The 19,697-nt window shown below is 64.6% G+C and carries 18 protein-coding genes; 15 read left to right on the plus strand and 3 right to left on the minus strand.

What is annotated here, in order from left to right:
* Window positions 1-2 precede the first annotated feature (2 nt).
* From AC1DSJ_RS08000 to flhF, 12 genes are all read left to right on the plus strand, one after another.
* Entirely contained in the window at window positions 3-383 is a 381-nt protein-coding gene (locus AC1DSJ_RS08000; protein ID WP_054425979.1) for a response regulator, read from the plus strand.
* Window positions 384-413: 30 nt separating this feature from the next.
* Entirely contained in the window at window positions 414-2,546 is a 2,133-nt protein-coding gene (cheA, locus tag AC1DSJ_RS08005) for a chemotaxis protein CheA (RefSeq protein WP_441371253.1), read from the plus strand.
* Between the two features lie 17 nt (window positions 2,547-2,563).
* Window positions 2,564-3,064: a chemotaxis protein CheW gene (gene cheW, locus AC1DSJ_RS08010; protein ID WP_054425975.1), complete on the plus strand. Its 501-nt coding sequence runs from the start codon at window positions 2,564-2,566 to the stop codon at window positions 3,062-3,064.
* 93 nt (window positions 3,065-3,157) lie between these two features.
* Window positions 3,158-4,861 carry a methyl-accepting chemotaxis protein gene (locus AC1DSJ_RS08015; RefSeq protein WP_054426353.1) on the plus strand — a complete coding sequence of 568 codons (1,704 nt, stop codon included), beginning with the start codon at window positions 3,158-3,160 and terminating at the stop codon, window positions 4,859-4,861.
* Window positions 4,862-4,869: 8 nt separating this feature from the next.
* On the plus strand, window positions 4,870-5,724 hold the full coding sequence (locus AC1DSJ_RS08020; RefSeq protein ID WP_054425973.1) for a CheR family methyltransferase: 855 nt from the start codon (window positions 4,870-4,872) through the stop codon (window positions 5,722-5,724).
* Window positions 5,725-5,741: 17 nt separating this feature from the next.
* Window positions 5,742-6,800: a protein-glutamate methylesterase/protein-glutamine glutaminase gene (locus AC1DSJ_RS08025; protein ID WP_054425972.1), complete on the plus strand. Its 1,059-nt coding sequence runs from the start codon at window positions 5,742-5,744 to the stop codon at window positions 6,798-6,800.
* 49 nt (window positions 6,801-6,849) lie between these two features.
* Window positions 6,850-7,239: a chemotaxis response regulator CheY gene (gene cheY, locus AC1DSJ_RS08030; protein WP_054425971.1), complete on the plus strand. Its 390-nt coding sequence runs from the start codon at window positions 6,850-6,852 to the stop codon at window positions 7,237-7,239.
* An 8-nt stretch (window positions 7,240-7,247) separates the two neighbouring features.
* Window positions 7,248-7,883, plus strand: coding sequence for a protein phosphatase CheZ (cheZ, locus tag AC1DSJ_RS08035; protein WP_054425969.1), 636 nt, complete (start codon window positions 7,248-7,250; stop codon window positions 7,881-7,883).
* Window positions 7,884-8,049: 166 nt separating this feature from the next.
* Window positions 8,050-9,597, plus strand: a complete 1,548-nt coding sequence (locus AC1DSJ_RS08040) for a methyl-accepting chemotaxis protein (RefSeq protein ID WP_427947806.1) — start codon at window positions 8,050-8,052, stop codon at window positions 9,595-9,597.
* A gap of 209 nt (window positions 9,598-9,806) precedes the next feature.
* Window positions 9,807-10,961, plus strand: a complete 1,155-nt coding sequence (gene flhB, locus AC1DSJ_RS08045) for a flagellar biosynthesis protein FlhB (RefSeq protein ID WP_441371254.1) — start codon at window positions 9,807-9,809, stop codon at window positions 10,959-10,961.
* A 3-nt stretch (window positions 10,962-10,964) separates the two neighbouring features.
* Window positions 10,965-13,085 carry a flagellar biosynthesis protein FlhA gene (flhA, locus tag AC1DSJ_RS08050; protein ID WP_054425965.1) on the plus strand — a complete coding sequence of 707 codons (2,121 nt, stop codon included), beginning with the start codon at window positions 10,965-10,967 and terminating at the stop codon, window positions 13,083-13,085.
* The gene (flhF, locus tag AC1DSJ_RS08055) at window positions 13,082-16,144 is read left to right on the plus strand and encodes a flagellar biosynthesis protein FlhF (protein WP_476760294.1); all 3,063 of its coding nucleotides are present in this window, start codon (window positions 13,082-13,084) and stop codon (window positions 16,142-16,144) included. Before flhA ends, flhF begins: the two co-directional genes overlap by 4 nt.
* A 77-nt stretch (window positions 16,145-16,221) precedes the next feature.
* Here flhF and AC1DSJ_RS08060 read toward each other — a convergent pair whose 3' ends face one another.
* The 3 genes from AC1DSJ_RS08060 to flgA all read right to left on the minus strand — a co-directional run bounded on the left by AC1DSJ_RS08060 (window position 16,222) and on the right by flgA (window position 17,887).
* Complete coding sequence (locus AC1DSJ_RS08060; protein WP_054426349.1) at window positions 16,222-16,698, minus strand: flagella synthesis protein FlgN; 477 nt, start codon at window positions 16,696-16,698, stop codon at window positions 16,222-16,224.
* A 51-nt stretch (window positions 16,699-16,749) separates the two neighbouring features.
* On the minus strand, window positions 16,750-17,043 hold the full coding sequence (gene flgM, locus AC1DSJ_RS08065; protein WP_054425961.1) for a flagellar biosynthesis anti-sigma factor FlgM: 294 nt from the start codon (window positions 17,041-17,043) through the stop codon (window positions 16,750-16,752).
* A 127-nt stretch (window positions 17,044-17,170) separates the two neighbouring features.
* The gene (gene flgA, locus AC1DSJ_RS08070; RefSeq protein WP_054425959.1) at window positions 17,171-17,887 is read right to left on the minus strand and encodes a flagellar basal body P-ring formation chaperone FlgA; all 717 of its coding nucleotides are present in this window, start codon (window positions 17,885-17,887) and stop codon (window positions 17,171-17,173) included.
* A gap of 177 nt (window positions 17,888-18,064) precedes the next feature.
* On the opposite strand from flgA, the gene flgB reads away from it, so the two are divergent.
* From flgB to AC1DSJ_RS08085, 3 genes are read left to right on the plus strand one after another with little or no spacing between them, the layout of a single operon-like run.
* Window positions 18,065-18,472: a flagellar basal body rod protein FlgB gene (gene flgB / locus AC1DSJ_RS08075; protein WP_054426348.1), complete on the plus strand. Its 408-nt coding sequence runs from the start codon at window positions 18,065-18,067 to the stop codon at window positions 18,470-18,472.
* Window positions 18,473-18,494: 22 nt separating this feature from the next.
* A complete protein-coding gene (flgC, locus tag AC1DSJ_RS08080) occupies window positions 18,495-18,914 on the plus strand; it encodes a flagellar basal body rod protein FlgC (RefSeq protein WP_054425957.1) in 420 nt (139 codons plus the stop codon).
* Between the two features lie 20 nt (window positions 18,915-18,934).
* On the plus strand, window positions 18,935-19,633 hold the full coding sequence (locus tag AC1DSJ_RS08085) for a FlgD immunoglobulin-like domain containing protein (RefSeq protein ID WP_175168426.1): 699 nt from the start codon (window positions 18,935-18,937) through the stop codon (window positions 19,631-19,633).
* Window positions 19,634-19,697: the final 64 nt, after the last annotated feature.

Genomic DNA, 19,697 nt, shown 5'->3' on the forward strand with positions numbered 1-19,697 from the left:
CAATGGCGGCAACGATTCTGGTGGCGGACGATTCGGCGACGATGCGCATGATCGTGCAGGCGACGCTGACGGGCGCGGGATGGAAAGTACTGACGGCCGGCAACGGCCAGGAAGCGCTGGATGTGGCCAAGAGCCACCCGGTAGACCTGGTTGTCAGTGACTGGAACATGCCGGTCAAGGGCGGGCTGGAGCTGATTCAGGGCTTGCGGGAAATGGACCAGTACCTGGACGTGCCGGTGCTGGTGCTGACCACCGAAGACGACGTGGACAGCAAGATGGCCGCTCGGGATCTGGGCGTTTGTGGCTGGCTGTCCAAGCCGGTCGACCCTGATGTGCTGGTGGAATTAGCGACCGAGCTGCTCGATGAGCAGGCCGGCGCGTAAAGCAGGTTCATTTATGAAGGCGTACGGGTCATGAGTTCTGGTTTGGACCTCAGTCAGTTTTACGAGACCTTTTTCGACGAGGCGGATGAGCTGCTCGCGCAGATGGAGCAGTTGCTGCTTGAACTCGATGTGGGCGCGCCCGACATCGAACAGCTCAACGCCATCTTCCGCGCGGCCCACTCGATCAAGGGTGGGGCGGCGACATTCGGCTGTTTCACGCAGTTGGCGGGTACTACCCACCTGCTTGAAAACCTTCTGGACGCAATCCGTCGCGGCGAAATGGCGCTGCGCACGGACATGATTGATATTTTCTTGGAAACGAAAGACGTGCTCAAAAGCCAACTGGATGCCTACCGGGCCTCCGAAGAGCCCGATGAAGCCGTGTTTGAGCGTATCTGCGCCGTGTTGAGGCAGTTGGCGCTAGAGCATAAGGACCCCGCCGCGGCGCCTGCGGCAGCGCCCGCACCCGTGGCAGCGGCTCCGGCTCCCGCACCGGCTCCCATCGCTGCGCCCGAACCCGTGCAGCAGGCTGCGCCCGTGGCCGATGCCGCGGCCGGCAACCTGCCGCTCAAGGTCAAGATCACCAAGGTGTCGGACAAGGACGCCGCGTCCCTGCTCGAAGAAATGGGCAACCTGGGCAACGTCCGCGCCAGCGAACGCGCCGATGGCGTGCTGACCGTGTGGGTGGACAGCACCTGCACGCCGGACGACATTGAAGCGGTTTGCTGCTTCATCGTTGACGGCGACCAACTGAGCATCACGCGTGAAGCCGCGCCGGCCAGCTCGGCCGCACCGGCCGCCGCCGAAGCCGCGCCCGCCGCGGTTGCTGCTGCTGCCCCCGTTGCCGAACCTGTCGCTGCCGCCGCCGCGCCTGCGCCGGTAGTGGCCGAGTCCGCCGCCGCCGCCGCCGAGGCCATCACCCAGGCCGCGGCCCGCGCCCGTCCCGCTGCACCCGCCCATGCCGACAAGGAATCCACGTCGATTCGTGTGGGCGTGGAAAAGGTTGACCAGGTGATCAACCTGGTGGGCGAACTGGTCATCACGCAAGCCATGCTGGCGCAAACCGCGTCCACGCTGGACCCGGTGCTGCACGACCGCCTGTTGAATGGCATGGAACAGCTGGAACGCAACGCCCGCGATCTGCAGGAAGCGGTGATGTCGATCCGCATGATGCCGATGGACTACGTGTTCAGCCGCTTCCCCCGCCTGGTGCGCGACATCGCCGGCAAGATGGGCAAGCAGATCGAACTGCAAACCTATGGCCGCGCGACCGAGCTGGACAAGAGCCTGATCGAACGCATCATCGACCCGCTGACGCACTTGGTCCGCAACAGCCTGGACCACGGCATCGAAACGCCTGAAAAGCGGATCGCGGCAGGCAAGGACCCGGTCGGCCAGCTGGTGCTGTCCGCGCAACACAATGGCGGCAACATCGTCATTGAAGTCAGCGACGACGGCGGTGGCTTGAGCCGCGAGAAGATCTTGAAGAAGGCGATGGCGCAAGGCCTGGCCGTCAACGAGAATTCGCCTGATGACGAAATCTGGCAGCTGATTTTTGCGCCGGGTTTCTCAACCGCAGAAAAGGTCACGGACATTTCCGGCCGTGGCGTCGGCATGGACGTAGTGCGCCGGAACATTCAAGACATGGGCGGCCACGTGCAGCTGTCGTGCGAGCCGGGCAATGGCACCACGACGCGTATCGTGCTGCCGCTGACGCTGGCCATTCTGGATGGCATGTCGGTGCGCGTGGGTGAAGAAACCTTCATCCTGCCGCTGAACCATGTGACGGAATCGCTCCAGCCCACCAACGATCAGATCTACTCGGTGGCCGGCAACGAACGCGTGATGCATGTGCGCGGCGAATACCTGCCGCTGGTCGAGATGCACCGCGTGTTCTCAGTGCACGAAGCACAGACGGACCCGACGCAGGCCATCGCGGTCATCATGCAGGCCGAAGACCGCCGCTTTGCGCTATTGGTGGATCACCTGATTGGGCAGCACCAGGTGGTCGTGAAGAATCTCGAGTCGAATTACCGCAAGGTTCCCGGCATCTCGGCCGCCACCATCCTTGGCGATGGCAGCGTGGCGCTGATTGTCGACGTATTTGCGCTTGCGCGCGCCAACCGTGAACGTTGGTCGCAGCCCGAAGCCATTTTGAATTGATGGAGCATTAAAAAATCATGGCAGCCAAACCGCAAGCGCAATCCGCGCGCAACGAAGATGTCGGCAGCGAATTCCTGGTCTTCACGCTGGGCGATGAAGAGTACGGCATCGACATCCTGAAAGTGCAGGAAATCCGCGGCTACGACGCCGACACGGTGACCCGCATCGCCAACGTTCCGCCCTTTATCAAGGGCGTGACGAACCTGCGCGGCATCATCGTTCCGATCGTGGACCTGCGCATCAAGTTCAACCTGGGCCGCGTTGACTACAACGAGCAGACCGTCGTCATCATCCTCAACCTGGATCGCCGCGTCGTCGGCATCGTGGTTGACGGTGTGTCGGACGTGCTGATGTTGAACGCCGGCCAGATTCGTCCGGCGCCGGAATTCGGCGCCACCCTGTCCACCGAGTACCTGACGGGCTTGGGCACGGTGGATGAGCGCATGCTGATCCTGGTGGACATTGAAAAGATGATGACCAGCGATGAAATGGCGCTGGTGGAGAAGGTCGCTTCCTGATCGGAATCCGGCCGGATAGCGGGGTAGAGGCGCCATATTGAATCCGATGTGGCGCTTTCCTTTAACGATTGCAGTCAAGGGATGGTTCTTGTGATGCGCAAGTTTTTCGCGAACATGACGATACGCAGCAGCCTGTTGTGGGTGCTGGCGTTTTTCTCATTCATGTTGGTGATTGGGGCGGCGCTTGGCGTGTTGTCTTTGCGCATCAGCAACGGGACCCTCGCCGAAATCAAGCAATCGCAGGAACTCGACGACGCCGTCGGCCGGGTCGTGTCCAGCTACAAGGACACCATGAATGGTCTGGGCCGCGCGGCCACCGCCAACTATGCCGACATCGTCGGCAGCGTGGGCCAGGCCACCTTGCTGACCACGGGCCTGTCGGCGGAAGCCACCGGCCTGCTCGAACGCGCCAAGGCCTCGATGAACAAGGGCCAGGCGGAATACGAGTACTACAAGACGCTGCCGCAACCGGCAGAAGCCGCGGAAGCCTTGAAGGAAATTGAAGCGTCGTACGCGGCGCTGCAACAGCAAGGGCTGACGCCGTTGATCGCCGCGCTGGAAAAGGCCGACATGCCGGCCTACCAGAAGCAGGTGCAAACGGTACAGGATGCGCTGGAAGGCCGCTTTGCCCGCGCCGTTGAAGGCTTTGACTTCTGGCGCGCCAGCAAGATGCTGGATGCGCACGAAGTGGCGCAGGTGCGTTACCAGTTTGTGTTGATCGCCGTTAGCGCGGGTGGTGTGATTGCCGCGCTGCTGGTGTTCGCGACCTATGTCTTCCTGCGCCGCCGTGTGTTGCAGCCGCTGAAGGAAGCGGGCCATCATTTTGACCGCATCGCTGGCGGCGACCTGACGGCGCGTGTTGACGTGCGCAACACAAACGAGATCGGCCAGCTGTTCGCCGCGCTCAAGCGCATGCAGGAAAGCCTGACGCGCACCGTGGCAACCGTGCGCCGTGGTGTGGACGAGATCAACGTCGGTTCGCATGAAATCGCGGCTGGCAACACGGACTTGTCCAGCCGTACCGAACAGCAGGCGGCGTCGCTCGAAGAAACTGCGGCGTCGATGGAAGAACTGGCGTCCACCGTGAAGCAGAACGCCGACAACGCGCGCCAGGCCAACCAGCTGGCGGCAAGCGCGTCGGACGTGGCCGAGCGGGGCGGTTCCGCGGTGTCGGAAGTGGTCAACACCATGCACGACATTTCGGCCAGCTCGCGCAAGATTTCGGAAATCGTTTCTGTTATTGACGGTATCGCGTTCCAGACCAACATCCTGGCGCTGAACGCGGCTGTGGAAGCCGCGCGTGCCGGCGAACAGGGCAAGGGCTTTGCGGTGGTGGCGGGCGAAGTGCGCTCGCTGGCGCAGCGCAGCGCGCAAGCCGCCAAGGAAATCAAGGGCTTGATCGAAGACTCGGTGACCAAGGTGGGCGCGGGTTCGCAACAGGTGGAGCGCGCGGGCGCAACGATGCAAGAGATCGTGGCCTCGGTGAAACGTGTGACGGACATCATGGGCGAAATTTCGGCGGCGTCCGAAGAGCAGTCCAGCGGGATCGATCAAGTGAACCGCGCCGTATCGCAGATGGATGAAGTGACGCAGCAGAACGCGGCGCTGGTGGAAGAAGCGGCGGCCGCAGCGGGCTCGCTGCAAGAACAAGCCCAACGCCTGGCGGAAGCCGTGGCGGTGTTCAAGATCAATGCGGGCGAAGTCATCGAAGTGCCGGCGCATCGCCTGTCTTCGGTGCGTTCGTCTGATGAAGACTCACGTTTGCAAGCGCCTGACGCGTTTGCGCTTGGGCACTGAGGAACCGAGTGGCCACTGCAGCAACTTCGGCGCCGTCCATTTCGGTGGACCGCCAATTCGATTTTCGCGACGCGGATTTTTCCCGCGTCCGCAAGATGATTCACGTGCGCGCCGGCATTTCGCTGGGCACGCACAAGCGCGAAATGGTCTACAGCCGTCTCGCGCGGCGTCTGCGCGCACTTGGCCGGCAGGACTTCGGCAGCTATCTGGATCAGCTGGAAAACGAGCCTGATGCGCCCGAGTGGGAAGAGTTCGTCAACGCGCTCACGACCAACCTGACGGCGTTTTTCCGTGAGTCGCACCACTTCCCGATCTTGGCGGACTTTGCGAAAAAGCGCGGCGGCCCGGTGTCGGTGTGGTGCTGCGCTGCATCCACGGGTGAAGAGCCGTATTCGATTGCGATGACGCTCGTTGAAGCGCTGGGGCCGCGCGGAGCGTCGTCCACGGTGCTGGCAACCGACATCGACACCAATGTGCTGAACCGCGCGCGCGCCGCTGTGTATCCGGCCGAACGCGTGGCGAAGATGGAAGACGAGCGCCTGCGCCGCTTCTTCCTGAAAGGCCGCGGCGCGAACGCGGGGCAGGTGCGGGTGCGCCCCGAGATCGCCGACATGGTGCGGTATGAAACCTTGAACCTGTTGGCGCCTTCCTGGGCGATCAACGAAAAGTTCGACGTGATTTTCTGCCGCAACGTCATGATCTATTTCGACAAGCCGACGCAGGCGAAAATTCTTGAACGCTTCGCGCCGCTGCTCAAACCGGGCGGCCTGTTGTTTGCGGGGCACTCCGAGAACTTCACCTACATCAGCCGGGATTTTCGTCTGCGCGGGCAGACGGTCTACGAATGTGCGAGTAAGGCCTGACGGCCCAAGGCATCACCATGAAAAAAATAAGCGTTCTGTGTGTAGACGACTCCGCGCTGGTGCGCGGACTGATGACCGAAATCATCAACAGCCAGCCAGACATGGAAGTGGTGGCGACCGCGCCCGATCCCCTGGTTGCGCGCGAACTCATCAAGCGCCATAACCCCGACGTGCTGACGCTGGACGTGGAAATGCCCCGCATGGACGGGCTGGATTTCCTGGAAAAGCTGATGCGCCTGCGGCCGATGCCGGTGGTGATGGTGTCGTCGTTGACCGAACGCGGCGGTGAAATCACGCTGCGCGCGCTGGAACTGGGCGCGATCGACTTCGTGACCAAGCCCAAGCTGGGCATCCGCGACGGCTTGCTGGAATACACCGAACTCATCGCCGACAAGATTCGCGCTGCCTCACGCGCCAAGCTGCGCGCGCCCACGCCGCACGCGGCGCAGGCCGCGCCCGCGCCGATGCTGCGCCGGCCGCTGGCCAGCTCGGAAAAGCTGGTGATCGTGGGCGCCTCCACGGGCGGCACCGAAGCCATCCGCGAAGTGTTGCAGCCGTTGCCGCCGGATAGCCCGGCCATTCTGATTACGCAGCACATGCCTGCCGGCTTCACGCGTTCGTTCGCGCAGCGCCTGGATGCACTGTGCGCCGTGACGGTGCGCGAAGCCGTCCACGGCGACCGCGTGCTGCCGGGCCACGTGTATCTGGCGCCGGGCGGTGATACGCACATGCGCCTGGGCCGCAGCGGCGCCAACTACGTGATCGAGCTTGAAGCCAGCGAACCCGTCAACCGCCACCGCCCGTCGGTGGACGTGTTGTTCAATTCCGCCGCCGTGGCCGCGGGCAAGAACGCCATCGGCGTCATCTTGACCGGCATGGGCAAGGACGGCGCCGCCGGCATGCTGGCCATGCACCGCGCGGGCGCGCACACCATTGCGCAGGACGAAGCCAGCTGCGTGGTATTCGGCATGCCCCGGGAGGCCATCGCCATTGGCGCCGCGGATGAAGTGGTGACGCTGTCGGCAATTAGCGAACGCATTCTGACTCGCCTGGGCGACCGTGGACACCGCGTTTGACGCGGACGCTTCACGATCGTTCTCAAGCAAATTTTTTCTGGAGTGAAAGATGGTAGACAAGGGCATAAAGATTCTGGTGGTGGATGACTTCCCCACCATGCGACGAATCATCCGCAACCTGCTCAAAGAGCTGGGTTTCGAGAACGTGGATGAGGCCGAAGACGGCGCGATCGGGCTGGAGAAGCTGCGCAACGGCGGCTTCCAGTTCGTCGTGTCCGACTGGAACATGCCCAACCTGGATGGCCTGGAAATGCTCAAGCAGATCCGTGCCGACGCGGCGTTGGCATCCTTGCCCGTGCTGATGGTGACGGCCGAAGCCAAGAAAGAGAACATCGTTGCGGCGGCTCAGGCCGGCGCCAACGGTTATGTGGTCAAGCCTTTCACCGCGGCGACGCTGGAAGAAAAGCTCACCAAGATCTTCGAGAAAATTGCCGGCTGAGGTGTGCAATGAGCACAACGGAACACGTTGAACCCGCAGCGGAAAACCCTGACCTGATCCACCGCATTGCATCGCTGACGCGCATGTTGCGCGACAGCATGCGCGAGCTGGGTCTGGATCAGGCCATCAAGGATGCGGCGAACGCCATCCCGGATGCCCGCGACCGCCTGCGCTATGTCGCCCAGATGACCGAACAGGCCGCCAACCGCGTGCTGAACGCGACCGAGCAGGCTGGCCCGATCCAGGACGGCATGTCGCGCTCGGCGCAGGCGCTGGATACACGCTGGCAGCAATGGTATGACCAGCCGCTGGAATTGCCCGAAGCCCGCGAACTGGTCAAGGACACGCGCGCCTTCCTGGCGGATGTGCCCAAGCAGACGCAGCAGACGCAGTCCAAGCTGATGGAAATCATCATGGCGCAGGATTTCCAGGACCTGACGGGCCAGGTCATCATGCGCATGATGGATGTGGTGGGCGCGATTGAACGCGAACTGCTGCAAGTGCTGCTGGACAACGTGCCGCAAGAGCGCCGCGATGAAGCCAACAGCCTGCTCAACGGACCGCAGATCAGTCCGCAGGGCAAGACGGATGTGGTGACCAGCCAGGATCAGGTTGACGATTTGTTGGCCAGCCTGGGCTTCTAAGGCTGTGGTGGTACCCGTGTGATGCAAGACCGCGCCGCCAGGCATGTCCTCTGGCGGCGCGCTTATAAGAATAAAAAGGGGCAACGCAGGAGACACGGCGCGCGCAATGCGCGCCAGGCCACGGACGCCCAACGCAGGCGAACCGGGCCGCAAAAGGAGGTCTACCATGGCCAGATCCGTATTCCGCCTGGGCGGTATGTGGGGCTTGTTGCGCCGTTTGAACCGGGGCGACGCCATGCTCTCGGAACGCACGTTGTCCGTCAGCCCCGCGGTATTTCCATTGCATCGGTTTCTGGCGCAGATCCGCCGGCGCATCATGACCGTGCGCGGCTCCAGTATCGAAATCGCGCTGAATGCGGCGCGCACGCAGTTTCAGGCGGGGCGCTGTTCGCAGCTGGCGCAGGAGCAGGCGCGTGCGGCGGGCGCCTTGGCCGATAGCGGTGCGCAGATCGCCACCTTGTCCGCGTCCACCTCGACGCACGCGCGCGAGATCTCGGCCATGTCGGGCCAGAACCTGCAAGCCGCCGAGCAAGCGCTGGCCGAGCTGTCTGACGTGAAGATGCGCGTGGACCGCATGACGCGCGAGATGGCCGCGTTCACCGAAGTGGTGGGCAAGCTGACCATCGGCGCGCGTTCGGTGGCCGATATCAGCAAGCTGATCAAGGACATTGCGTTACAGACGCAGCTGCTGGCGCTGAACGCGGGCGTGGAAGCTGCCCGCGCCGGCGATGCAGGGCGGGGCTTTGCGGTGGTGGCCAGTGAAGTGGGCCGGCTGGCCGAACGCGTCAACGCCGCCACGACTGACATCGGCCGCCATACGTCCGACATGCTTGAACTCGTGGAAATCACGCAGCGCCAGACCGGCACGCTGCGCAGCGACGTGGATGCGTCGGGCGAAGTGCTGGACCGCACCTGCTCGGATTTCGAGCGGTTTGTGCGCGATTTCGACAGCATGAACCGGCAGGTGGGCGACGTGGTGCAGGCGATAGGCGAGGTCGACGCCACCAACCACGGCATGAGCCAGGAAGTCGGGCGCATCGCAGCGCTGAGCGCCGATGTGTTGGAGCGCGTGGGCCATATGTCGGGCGAGATCGACCGCATTCGCCGGCAGACGGAAAGCGTGCAAGAAGTGCTTGCCGACATGCGCACGGGCGACACGGCGTTTGATCAGCTGTCGGACTTGCTGGTCGACTTTCGCGACACTGCCGGCAGGTTGCTGCAAGATGCGCGCAAAAGAGGGGTGGATGTGTTTGACCGCCACTACCAGCGCATTCCGGGCAGCGAGCCGCCGCGCTTTCATACCTGCTATGACCGGGTCATCGATGGCGCGCTGACTCAGTTGCTGGACAGCGTGCTGGCCGCCGTGCCGGGCGGAAGTTACACCTTGCTGGTCGACAGCCGCGGCTACGCACCCGCGCACAATAGCCAGTATTCGCATCCGCCCACGGGCGACCCGAAGCAGGACATCGCCCGGTCGCGCCACAAGCGGATGTTCAATGACCCGGTGGGCGCGCGCTTGGCGGCCAACACGGGCGCGATGCTGTTCCAGACCTATTCGCGGGACACCGGCGAGATCATCAACGATATTTCCGTGCCTTTGTATGTGGGCGCGGAGCATTGGGGCGCGGTTCGTATCGGCCTGGATTACGTGCGGTTCCAGGCGGCGCTGGACGGCGCTGAACCCCATCGCCCGACCGCCGTCGCGGCAGGCTGAGCAGCCGGCGGCCCAGTCGCGGGCGGGCAGGGCGCCCGGAGCGCCGAACCGCCGGTCTGCCGGACGGCCCGGGTGCCGCCGCTGCGCATCCGGGAATAGCACCGCTTTCCCCCCTTTTCTTGGCTTATCGCCAAACGCCCAGGCCTCCTAGAATCTCGGCGGGTGGTTCGTGATCCCAAAATCCGCGAACCGCAATTACACCGCAGAGCATGGCCGAAGAAAGCGACCTCGAAAAATCCGAAGCCGCCTCTCCCAGGCGCCTGGAAAAGGCGCGCGAGGAGGGGCAGATTGCACGTTCCCGGGAATTGGGAACGTTCATGATGCTGGCCGCCGGTGTCGGCGTGATCTGGACGGGTGGCGGCTCGCTCTACCAGGGCTTGAGCGGCGTGTTGCGCAACGGCCTGGCGTTCGACCAGCGCATTGTGACGGACCCGGGCGTGATGGTGGAGCTGGCGGTTGATGGCTTCGGCCACGCCTTGCTGGCGACGATGCCCGTGTTCGGCGTGCTGGTCGTGATCGCCATTCTGTCCAGCGTGCTGCTGGGCGGCATCGTGATTTCGGGCAAGCCGCTACAGGCCAATTTTTCCAAGCTCAGCTTGTTCGCCGGCCTGAAGCGGATGTTCTCGTCGCAAACGGTGGTTGAGCTGATCAAGGCGCTGGCCAAGGCCTTGCTGGTGGGCGGCGTGGCCGTCTGGGTGATCTGGCGCTACCACGACGACATGCTGGGCCTGATGCACGTGGCCCCGTCGGCCGCGCTGATCAAGGCGCTGTCGCTGGTGGCGATGTGTTGCGCGTTCATCGTGGCGTCGCTGCTGGTCATTGTGATGCTGGATGTGCCATGGCAGATCTGGAGCCACCTGAAAAAGCTGCGCATGTCCAAAGAAGATGTGCGCCAGGAACACAAGGAAAGCGAAGGCGACCCGCACGTGAAGGCCCGCATCCGCCAGCAGCAGCGCCAGGCGGCGCGGCGCCGGATGATGTCCGAAGTGCCCAAGGCCGACGTGGTGGTGACCAACCCCACGCACTATGCCGTGGCGCTGAAGTATGACGAAGACAAGAACGGCGCCCCGCGCGTCATCGCCAAGGGCACCGGCCTGATCGCAGCGAAGATCCGCGAGCTGGCCGCTGAAAACCGTATTCCCACATTGGAAGCGCCGCCGTTGGCGCGCGCATTGCATCAACACGTCGAGCTGGGGCAAGAAATCCCGGCCGAGCTATATACCGCGGTGGCGGAAGTGCTGGCGTGGGTTTTCCAGCTGCGTTCGTGGCGCTCGGGATGGGGGGTTGAACCGACGGCCCCGACCAAACTGGCCGTGCCCGCCGCACTGGACCCGCAGGCAACAACCGCAGCACAAGGAGTCTAAGGAATGAGCGCTTTGCTCACCATGTTGAAGAGTAGCGGGGCCGGCCACGCGCGGCTCCTGGCGGGTCCGATCCTGATCGTGATGGTGCTGGGCATGATGGTGCTGCCCCTGCCCACGTTCCTGCTGGACTTGCTGTTCACCTTCAACATTGCGTTGTCTGTGATGATCCTGCTGGTGGCCATGTTCACGCGCAAGCCGCTGGACTTTGCCGCGTTCCCGGCCGTGCTGCTGTTTGCAACCTTGCTGCGCCTGTCGCTGAACGTGGCGTCTACCCGTGTCGTGCTGCTCAACGGCCACACGGGTCCGGATGCGGCCGGTAAGGTGATTGAGGCCTTCGGGCACTTCCTGGTGGGCGGCAACTTCGCCGTCGGGATCATCGTGTTCGTGATCCTGACCATCATCAACTTCATCGTCATCACCAAGGGTGCGGGCCGTATCGCCGAAGTGGGCGCGCGGTTCACGCTCGACGCCATGCCCGGCAAGCAGATGGCCATTGACGCTGACTTGAACGCCGGCCTGATCGGCGAAGACGAAGCACGCCGCCGCCGCGCGGAAGTCTCGCAGGAATCGGACTTCTTCGGCTCGATGGACGGCGCCAGCAAGTTCGTGCGCGGCGACGCCATCGCCGGCCTGTTGATCATGGCGATCAACATCATCGGCGGCCTGATCGTCGGCGTGGCGCAGCACGATATGTCGATGGGCGATTCTGCCCGCGTGTACACGCTGCTGACCATCGGTGACGGCCTGGTCGCCCAGATCCCGGCGCTGGTGATCTCCACCGCCGCGGGTGTGGTGGTGTCGCGCGTGTCGACCGACCAGGACATTGGCCAGCAGATCATCAGCCAGCTGTTCTCGAACCCGGCCGTGCTGTTCCTGACGGCTGGCATCATCGGCATCATGGGCCTGATTCCCAACATGCCGCACATTGCCTTCCTGACCTTGGCCGGTGCGCTGGGCTGGGGCGGATGGATGTTGACCAAGAAGCGCCAGAAGGCGGCGCAAGCGGCCGAAGAGGTGCCGCCGCAGGCGATCACCCAAGCGCAGGCCGCGGCGGCCGAAGCCAGCTGGGATGACGTGTCCATGGTGGATCAGCTGGGCCTGGAAGTGGGCTACCGGCTGATTCCGCTGGTAGACCACGCACAGAACGGCGAGCTGCTGCATCGCATTCGCAGCCTGCGCAAGAAGTTCGCGCAGGACGTCGGCTTTCTGCCGCCGGTGGTGCACATTCGTGACAACCTGGAGCTCAAGCCCAACGACTACCGCATCCTGCTGTCGGGCGTGGAAGTGGGCCATGGCGTGGCAATGCCGGGCCAGTGGCTGGCCATCGACCCGGGCGGCGTCACGATGCAGATCAAGGGTACGCCCACCACCGACCCGGCGTTCGGCCTGCCGGCGCTGTGGATCGACGGGGGCTTGCGCGATCAGGCGCAAGTGGCCGGTTACACCGTGGTGGATGCTGGCACCGTTGTCGCCACCCACCTGAACCATCTGATGCACCGCCACGGCTCGAACTTGTTGGGCCGCCAGGAAGTGCAGCAACTGCTGGACCGTATCGGCCGCGATGCGCCCAAGCTGGTCGAGGACCTGGTGCCCAAGACGCTGTCTCTGACCGCGCTGCAAAAGGTGCTGCAAGGCTTGCTGTCGGAAGAAGTGCCGATCCGCGACATGCGCACCATCATCGATACCCTGTCCGAACACGGTCCGCGCCTGGCGGCGCAGGCGGCCGGTTCTGGTGGCCAGCCCGATATCAACGAGCTGATCATGCTGGTCCGCCGTTCGCTGGGCCGCGCGATCACGCAGCAATGGTTCCCGGGCGAGGGCGAGCTGCGAGTCATTGGGCTGGATGTGAAGCTGGAGCGCGTGCTGTCGCAAGCCATGACGACCAGCGGCGGTTTGGAGCCGGGCCTGGCCGATACGCTGCTGCGCGAAACGCAAGCGGCGGTCGAGCGCCAGGAATCGCAGGGCAACGCGCCGGTGCTGCTGGTGTCGCCGGTCTTGCGCGCGCCGCTGTCGCGCTTCCTGCGCCACCACTTGCCGCAGTTGGGTGTGTTGTCGAATACAGAAATTCCCGATGAGCGCATGGTCCGCGTGACCGCGCTGATTGGCGGGAGCAATGGGCAATGAAGATAAGCCGCTTTTTTGGCGTCAACAGCCGTGAAGTGATGCGCCAGGTGCGCCAGGTGCTGGGGCCGGACGCGCTGATCGTGTCGAACCGCAGTGTGGATGGCGGCGTGGAAGTGCTGGCGACGGTTGAAGGTGCGTTCGACGACGCGGCTTCCGAAACACCGCAACGCGAGGCCGCGCCGGCTTCGGGTCATGCGATGACGCCCGCTGCGGCGCCGGCCGGGGTGCCGTTGACTGTGCCCTTGACTGTGCCCTTGTCTGTGCCAGTGACTGCGCCTGCGCCCGCAACGGCGGCGCCTTCTCCGTCTTATGCGGCCCCGGCCCCGGCCCCGGCCACAACGGAGCGCGCTTATGCGGCGCCCGCCGCGATGCCGCAGACCAGCTATTCGACGCCGTCCAGGTCGATCGCTGCCTACCAATCCGCCTACGCCTCGTCGGCGTTGCCGGAAGAGGAGGGGGCTGACGAGCAGGACATCGTGCCGCATGCCGCCCCGCCGTCCTCCCGATATCCCGCACCGCTCCAGCCCGCTACGCCGCCCGTGGCGTTGCAGCCCGCTGCCCCGTCGGCCGCTGCCGCGCAGCCCGCTGCCCCGTCGCCCRCTGCCTTCCAAACCGCTGCACCCGCCGCACTTTCCCCGCTTGCCGCTGCGGCAACCCGGGTTGAACTGCCGGCCTTGCCCCCCGCACGGCCATCCGTAAGCGCGCCGCCGCCCGCGGCCATGCCCGCGCCGGGCCGGATTGCGCCCGCCGCGCCTGCTGCCTATGCCGCTCCAGCTGCACCGGCACCGTCCGCTGCGTCGGCGACACCGGCAGCCCCTGCCGCCTATGCCGCGCCTGCGCCCACGCCCGCGCCTGCGCCTGCGCCTGCGCCTTCCATGGCCCGCACACCGGACGCGCCGTTGCGCCATGCGCCGCCTGCGCCGTCCGCTGCGCTGCCGACCGATACCGCCGCAGGCTTGCAAGACGCCATCAGCGCCTTGCGCGGCGCGCTGGAAACTCGTATGGACGGCCTGCTCTGGGGTGGCCGTCAAGGCACGGCCCGCGAACCTGCCGCCGCCGCGTTGTTCCGCAGCTTGTTGGACGCGGGCTTCAGCACGAAGCTCGTGCGCGCGCTGGTGGACCGATTGCCGCAGGGTATGTCGGCCGACGCCGCGCAAGCCTGGGCGCGCAACGAGCTCGTCACGCACTTGCCCGTCGTCGCCTCCGAAGACGAATTTCTGGCCGGCGGCGTGTATGCGCTGGTTGGCCCCACGGGCGTGGGCAAGACCACCACGCTGGCCAAGCTGGCCGCACGCTGCGTGGCCCGTGAAGGCCGTGATCAGGTTGCGATGCTGACGACCGACCTGTTCCGGATCGGTGCGTTGGAACAGTTGCAGATCTATGGCCGCTTGATGGGGGTGCCGGCGCATTCGGTGCGCGATGCCGGCGAGCTGCGCCGCATCCTGACCGAACTGGGCAACCGCAAGATTGTGCTGATCGACACCACCGGCATCAGCCAGCGCGACCGCCTGGTGGCCGAGCAAGCCGCGATGCTGTGTAACGCCGGCAAGCCCGTGCGCCGCCTGCTGGTGCTGAACGCCGCCAGTCAGGGCGACACGCTGGACGAAGTGGCGCACGCCTACCGCAACGGCGTGGGCGAGGACGTGGCCGGTTGCATCATCACCAAGCTGGACGAAGCGACCCGGCTGGGCGCGGCGCTGGACACGGCGATCCGCCACCGGCTGCCCATCCACTACATGTCGGTCGGGCAGAAGGTGCCTGAGCACATGGAGCTGGCGCGCGCGGACGTGCTGATCGACCGCGCTTTCAGCATGGTGGAACGCGCTCGCGCGCTGTACACGCCGAGCGAGGCCGATCTGGCGTCGCTGATGCCGTCGGCCCGTGATGCCGACGCCGTCGATCCGGCGCGCCGCCGCCAGCTGCTGGCCTCGGCGATTCTGCGTCCGCAAGGCGGCTCGGCCTCGATTACCGCCGCRCAGAATCTGGATCACACGATCGCCATGCTGGATAGCGACCCGGCTTGCGTGCAGGCCCGCGCGTCCTGGCGCGAGTATGTCGGCGACGGCGCGGGCGCAAGCCTGGCCTCGCTGGGCGATGAGCCGCTGGCGATGGTGCGCCGCGAATTTTCGGCCCAAAGCAACCGTCATCTGCTGGTGATGCACGGCAAGACCAGCATGAAGGGCGATGGCCTGCCGGGCGGTTCGCTGATGGGCTCGCTGCTGATGAGCGATCGCGGCGTGGCTCTCGCGGCGCCGGCGCAGCAGCTGGCGCTGGCCCACGGCATGTTGACGTCCTTCGCACCCGCCGCGCCCGGTTTGCCGGATGCCGGCCCGGCTTTGGAGGCGCGGGTGCGCTGGCTGGGCGAGCAGTTGCCGCGCCTGCCGCTGGTGCACATGCTGGAGGCGGGCACATCCGCTTTGTGGCAATCGCTAAGCGGGCAGGGCGTGTCATGGGTGGCGCGCAGCCCCGGCGGCATGCGCGTGATTCAAGATGAATGTCCGACGAATTTGAATGCGGTCGGCAAGAGCGTCGGCTATCTGCCGGTTGGCCAGCCGGGCGACATGCCTGGCCTGATCAGCGAGACGGCGGGCAAGCGCGTGGCGCTGGCGCTTTGGGCTTCAGGCACGGAAATTACGTTGCCGGGGCGCGGCGAGAGCGCAACGATGCGTCTGGTTTGCGCGCGCCTGATCGATACGGTCAGCGGCGAGATCGCCGGCCAATTGTTCGGCCTAACCAATCTGCCGGCCTCCCAGGCGGATGCCGCGACGGTGGCGCGCTGGCTCGTGCTGCAAGACGAGGCCAAGGCAAGCTTCCGGTATCTGGCCAGCGCCTGGCAGGCCTTGCCCGCGGTGGATGGCGCACACACCTTGGCGCGCCAGTCGCTGATGGCCGGCCAGTTGGCCGCGGCCTGCTGGCAGATGGCGCATTCGCCTGCTGCCGACGTAGTGCGCGGCCCCTTGTCGGGCATCATGGGTTCCGAGCGCAAGCTATCGGGCCGCCTGCTGCCCGTTGCCATTCTGAAAATGTTTGCGATGCTGGAAATGACGGGCAGCGTTTGATGGGCTGCGCATAACGAAAAGGCGACGCATGGCGTCGCCTTTTTTATGCCCGGGAAAGGGCAAATGCGCCCGCGGAATCAGCCCGCCACGATCGGCTTGCGTCCCGGTGCGCCGCGCGCGCCACGGCCACTGGCGTCATAGGTGGCGTTCACGCCCACGCCGCCGATGTTGCGCAGCGCGTCCAGCGATTGCTGGGTATAGCGCAGATGCACATCAATCAGCGCGCCGTTGCGCATATTGATTTCGTTTGCCGAGGCCGACTTGGTCAGCAGCGCATGCCAGGTGTCCGACAGCTGCGGGTGCAGCACAGCCGCTTGTTCCGTGCCGGCGTGCCCGATGGGCAGGCCGATTTCGGACAGCAGGCCGTCGCGCGTGTCGCTCAAGTCCACCAATTGCTGGGCGACACGGCCCTTGCGTTCGGTGATGGCCTGCAACGCGCCGACATTGCCCGGGCCGACCAAGACTTCGGTCTCTTCTTCCAAGATGGCCGAAAACTCGGTGATCAGGGCATCTTCCTGCCGCATGCAGGCCTGGAGGGAGTCGACGGGATTCATGGTCATGCTTCGAAGGCGGTAGGGCGGTGAACGGGATGGGCTGCGCGGGAATTACTTCAGCAGATCGCGCGCACTGGCGATCAGGCTGTCAGCAATTTTGCCGGTGTCGATCTTCAGCTGGCCGGAGGCGATCGCGGCACGAATGGCGGCCACGCGCTCGACGTTGATGTCGTTCGAACCGTCTTGCAGAGCCAGCATCTTGCGCGACGCCGAGCTCAGCGCGACTTGCGAGCTGCTGGAGCCCGTCCCGTTGCTGGCGCCATACGCCTGTGCAACGGCGGATTCCGGGCGTTGGCCAACGGCGTCGGCCGAGAGGGGCCGGTTGGAGGTCGAATTGATTTTCAAGGTTTTCTCCGCAGGGCGTCCTGGGTCGGTTTGCGACGGATACGCCTACTTATGTCTCTGTAACGTCAGGTCTGGCCGGAACTTTAGGGCAGTCCGTCCGTTGGTGCTGCGCGATTTGTAACACTACCTACAGTTGTATTTCAACCAGACCGGCGTTGCGGACCACCCCGCTGACGACCTGGCCGTTGGCCGTCCGCACCTGCACCATCGCGCCCGGCGCGCCATTGTCCATCGCCTGGCCTTCGCTGCTGACCACGAAACCGTTGCCGCGCGCATTGATCCGCACGTTCGACCCGCGCACCACCGATTGCGCGTTGCGCAACGACGAACCCCGCACCGGTTGCCCGGCGTTGATGCGGTAAGCGGCCGTCATGCCCACCACGGTTTGCGGGTCGGTGATGGCGCCGGGCGGCAGCGACACCAGATCGCCATCCCGGGGGGAGAGGTCATCCGGCGTCAGCGCCTGGCCCGCCGAAATCATCCGCGAGGCGACGTAATAGTAGCCGGGCACGCTGACGGTGGCCTGGACGTACGTGGTCCAGGGCTTGGGCGCGTTGCAGCGCACGCCGACCGTCATCCGCGACCGCAGTTTCATGCCCGACGGCATAAATGGGGACATCGCATCGCACGGCGCCAGCCGCTCGGTGCGCGGCGGGTCGATCGCCACCGATGGCTGGCCGGGCAGGCCGGACAGCTGATCCATCAGATAGCCCTGCGCCGCGATGACGATCGCTTCGGGCGGCTGGCTGGCGGCGTCCTGCGCCAGGGCGGCGCCGGAGAAGGCCAGCAGCGCCAGGGCAGTGAGGCTTGCGCGCGCGCGGAGGAGTCGTGCGGAGATTTTCATGATGACTGAATTGTAGAAGTCCGCCGCACTTGGCAATACGTGAATTGGATGAGAAATGGCGGGTTATTTGGCTGATTGTGTTTCACCGCCGGCCCCTATGATTCGGTCATCCAATGGGATAACGGTGTGTCCGGAATCCCTTGCTCGATCCGAATTGCAACGCAAGAAGGCGCCACGATGCTAGACAGGCTTAACGAAGATTTCCGGTTCTACCAGCAGGCGCTCGCGCTGCGCGCGCAGCGCCAGGAAGTGCTGTCGTCGAACATCGCGAACGCCGACACGCCGAACTACAAGGCCCGCGATTTTGATTTCAAGACCGCGATGGAAAACGCCATGGAAGGCTCAAAGCGCCTGTCCGACACCTCGCTCACCTTGACTTCCGCGCGCCATATTCCCGCCAAGGCCGTGTCGCAAGGCCCGACCGACCTGCTGTACCGCCTGCCGTACCAGCCCAGCATGGACGGCAACACGGTGGACATGGATATCGAGCGCGTGCAGTTCGCCGACAACACGCTGCATTACCAAAGCACCATGCAGCTCGTCTCCGGGCGCATCCGGACGATGATGTCCGCCATTCAAGAATGATCCATAACGGGAGCGACAGGCAATGTCCTTGTTGAGCATTTTCGATATCGCCGGCTCGGCGCTCAGCGCGCAGTCGCAACGCATGAACGTGTCGGCCAGCAATATGGCCAACGCCGACAGTGTCATCGGCCCGGACGGCCAGCCCTATCGCGCCCGTCAGGTCGTGTTCCAGGTCAACCCGGCCCCCGGCCAGGCAATGGGCCAGGAAATCGGCGGCGTGCGCGTGGCTGGCGTCATTCAGGACCCGTCGCCGCTCAAGCAGGTCTACGACCCTAAGAATCCCCTGGCCGATGCCCAGGGCTATATCAGTATGCCCAACGTCGATCCGGTGGCCGAGACGGTCAACATGATTGCGGCGTCGCGCTCCTATCAGGCCAACGTCGAGGTGTTGAACACCGCGAAGTCCCTGATGCAGAAAACGCTGACCATTGGTCAATCCTAATTTCTTGACTGAGTGAATTCATGACCACCGTCGATCAAAACACCAGCACGACCGGCCTGGGCCTGGCGCAAGCGGGCTCTGGCAGCTCCATCACGGCGCAGGGCTTGCAAGACCAATTCTTGAAGCTGCTCGTGACGCAGTTGCAGAATCAGGACCCGCTTAACCCGATGCAGAACGCCGAGCTCACCTCGCAGATGGCGCAGATCGCGACGGTGGAAGGCGTGAACAACCTGAAGAACACGATGCTGGCCATCAGCGGCCAGATCGACGTGTCGCAGTCGATGAACGCCGTGTCGATGATCGGCAAGGGCGTGCTGATTCCGGGCACCAAGATCAAGGTTGGCGTCGACGGCGACAACGCCGCCGAACGTGTGGTCACGCCGTACGGCCTGGATCTGCAAGCCGATGCGCAGAAGGTGCAGGTTCGTATTTCGGATGCGAACGGCGCGGTGGTGCGCACGATCGAAATGGGTGAACAGAAAGCCGGCGTGTACACGCTGGATTGGGATGGCAAGAACGACAACGGCGTGGCGATGGAGCCGGGCGCGTACACCGTGTCCGTGTTGGCGACGGATGGCGACAGCAAGAAGGTCAATGCCGAAGTGCTGAGCTACGGCATGGTCAAGAGCGTGGCGTATTCCACCAACGGCCTGCGTCTGGATCTTGGCCTGGACGGCCAGACCAGCATGCTGGACGTGCGCAAGGTGATCGGCGCCTGATCGGGGCGCACATGAATCGGTGCCGGCGCATGGGCGGCGGCTTCACTACCTAAAGAAATTAGCG

It is taken from the genome of Achromobacter sp. 01N37 (assembly GCF_056399725.1).

Bases quoted from the DNA above. Each gene is read 5' to 3' on its own strand.
- AC1DSJ_RS08060 (WP_054426349.1), bottom strand. From the start codon at position 16,698: ATGAATCCCGTCGACTCCCTCCAGGCCTGCATGCGGCAGGAAGATGCC.
- flgC (WP_054425957.1), top strand. From the start codon at position 18,495: ATGTCCTTGTTGAGCATTTTCGATATCGCCGGCTCGGCGCTCAGCGCG.
- flhA (WP_054425965.1), top strand. From the start codon at position 10,965: ATGAGCGCTTTGCTCACCATGTTGAAGAGTAGCGGGGCCGGCCACGCG.
- flgB (WP_054426348.1), top strand. From the start codon at position 18,065: ATGCTAGACAGGCTTAACGAAGATTTCCGGTTCTACCAGCAGGCGCTC.
- flgA (WP_054425959.1), bottom strand. From the start codon at position 17,887: ATGAAAATCTCCGCACGACTCCTCCGCGCGCGCGCAAGCCTCACTGCC.
- cheY (WP_054425971.1), top strand. From the start codon at position 6,850: ATGGTAGACAAGGGCATAAAGATTCTGGTGGTGGATGACTTCCCCACC.
- AC1DSJ_RS08040 (WP_427947806.1), top strand. From the start codon at position 8,050: ATGGCCAGATCCGTATTCCGCCTGGGCGGTATGTGGGGCTTGTTGCGC.
- AC1DSJ_RS08015 (WP_054426353.1), top strand. From the start codon at position 3,158: ATGCGCAAGTTTTTCGCGAACATGACGATACGCAGCAGCCTGTTGTGG.
- cheA (WP_441371253.1), top strand. From the start codon at position 414: ATGAGTTCTGGTTTGGACCTCAGTCAGTTTTACGAGACCTTTTTCGAC.
- AC1DSJ_RS08000 (WP_054425979.1), top strand. From the start codon at position 3: ATGGCGGCAACGATTCTGGTGGCGGACGATTCGGCGACGATGCGCATG.
- cheZ (WP_054425969.1), top strand. From the start codon at position 7,248: ATGAGCACAACGGAACACGTTGAACCCGCAGCGGAAAACCCTGACCTG.
- flhB (WP_441371254.1), top strand. From the start codon at position 9,807: ATGGCCGAAGAAAGCGACCTCGAAAAATCCGAAGCCGCCTCTCCCAGG.
- AC1DSJ_RS08085 (WP_175168426.1), top strand. From the start codon at position 18,935: ATGACCACCGTCGATCAAAACACCAGCACGACCGGCCTGGGCCTGGCG.
- cheW (WP_054425975.1), top strand. From the start codon at position 2,564: ATGGCAGCCAAACCGCAAGCGCAATCCGCGCGCAACGAAGATGTCGGC.
- AC1DSJ_RS08025 (WP_054425972.1), top strand. From the start codon at position 5,742: ATGAAAAAAATAAGCGTTCTGTGTGTAGACGACTCCGCGCTGGTGCGC.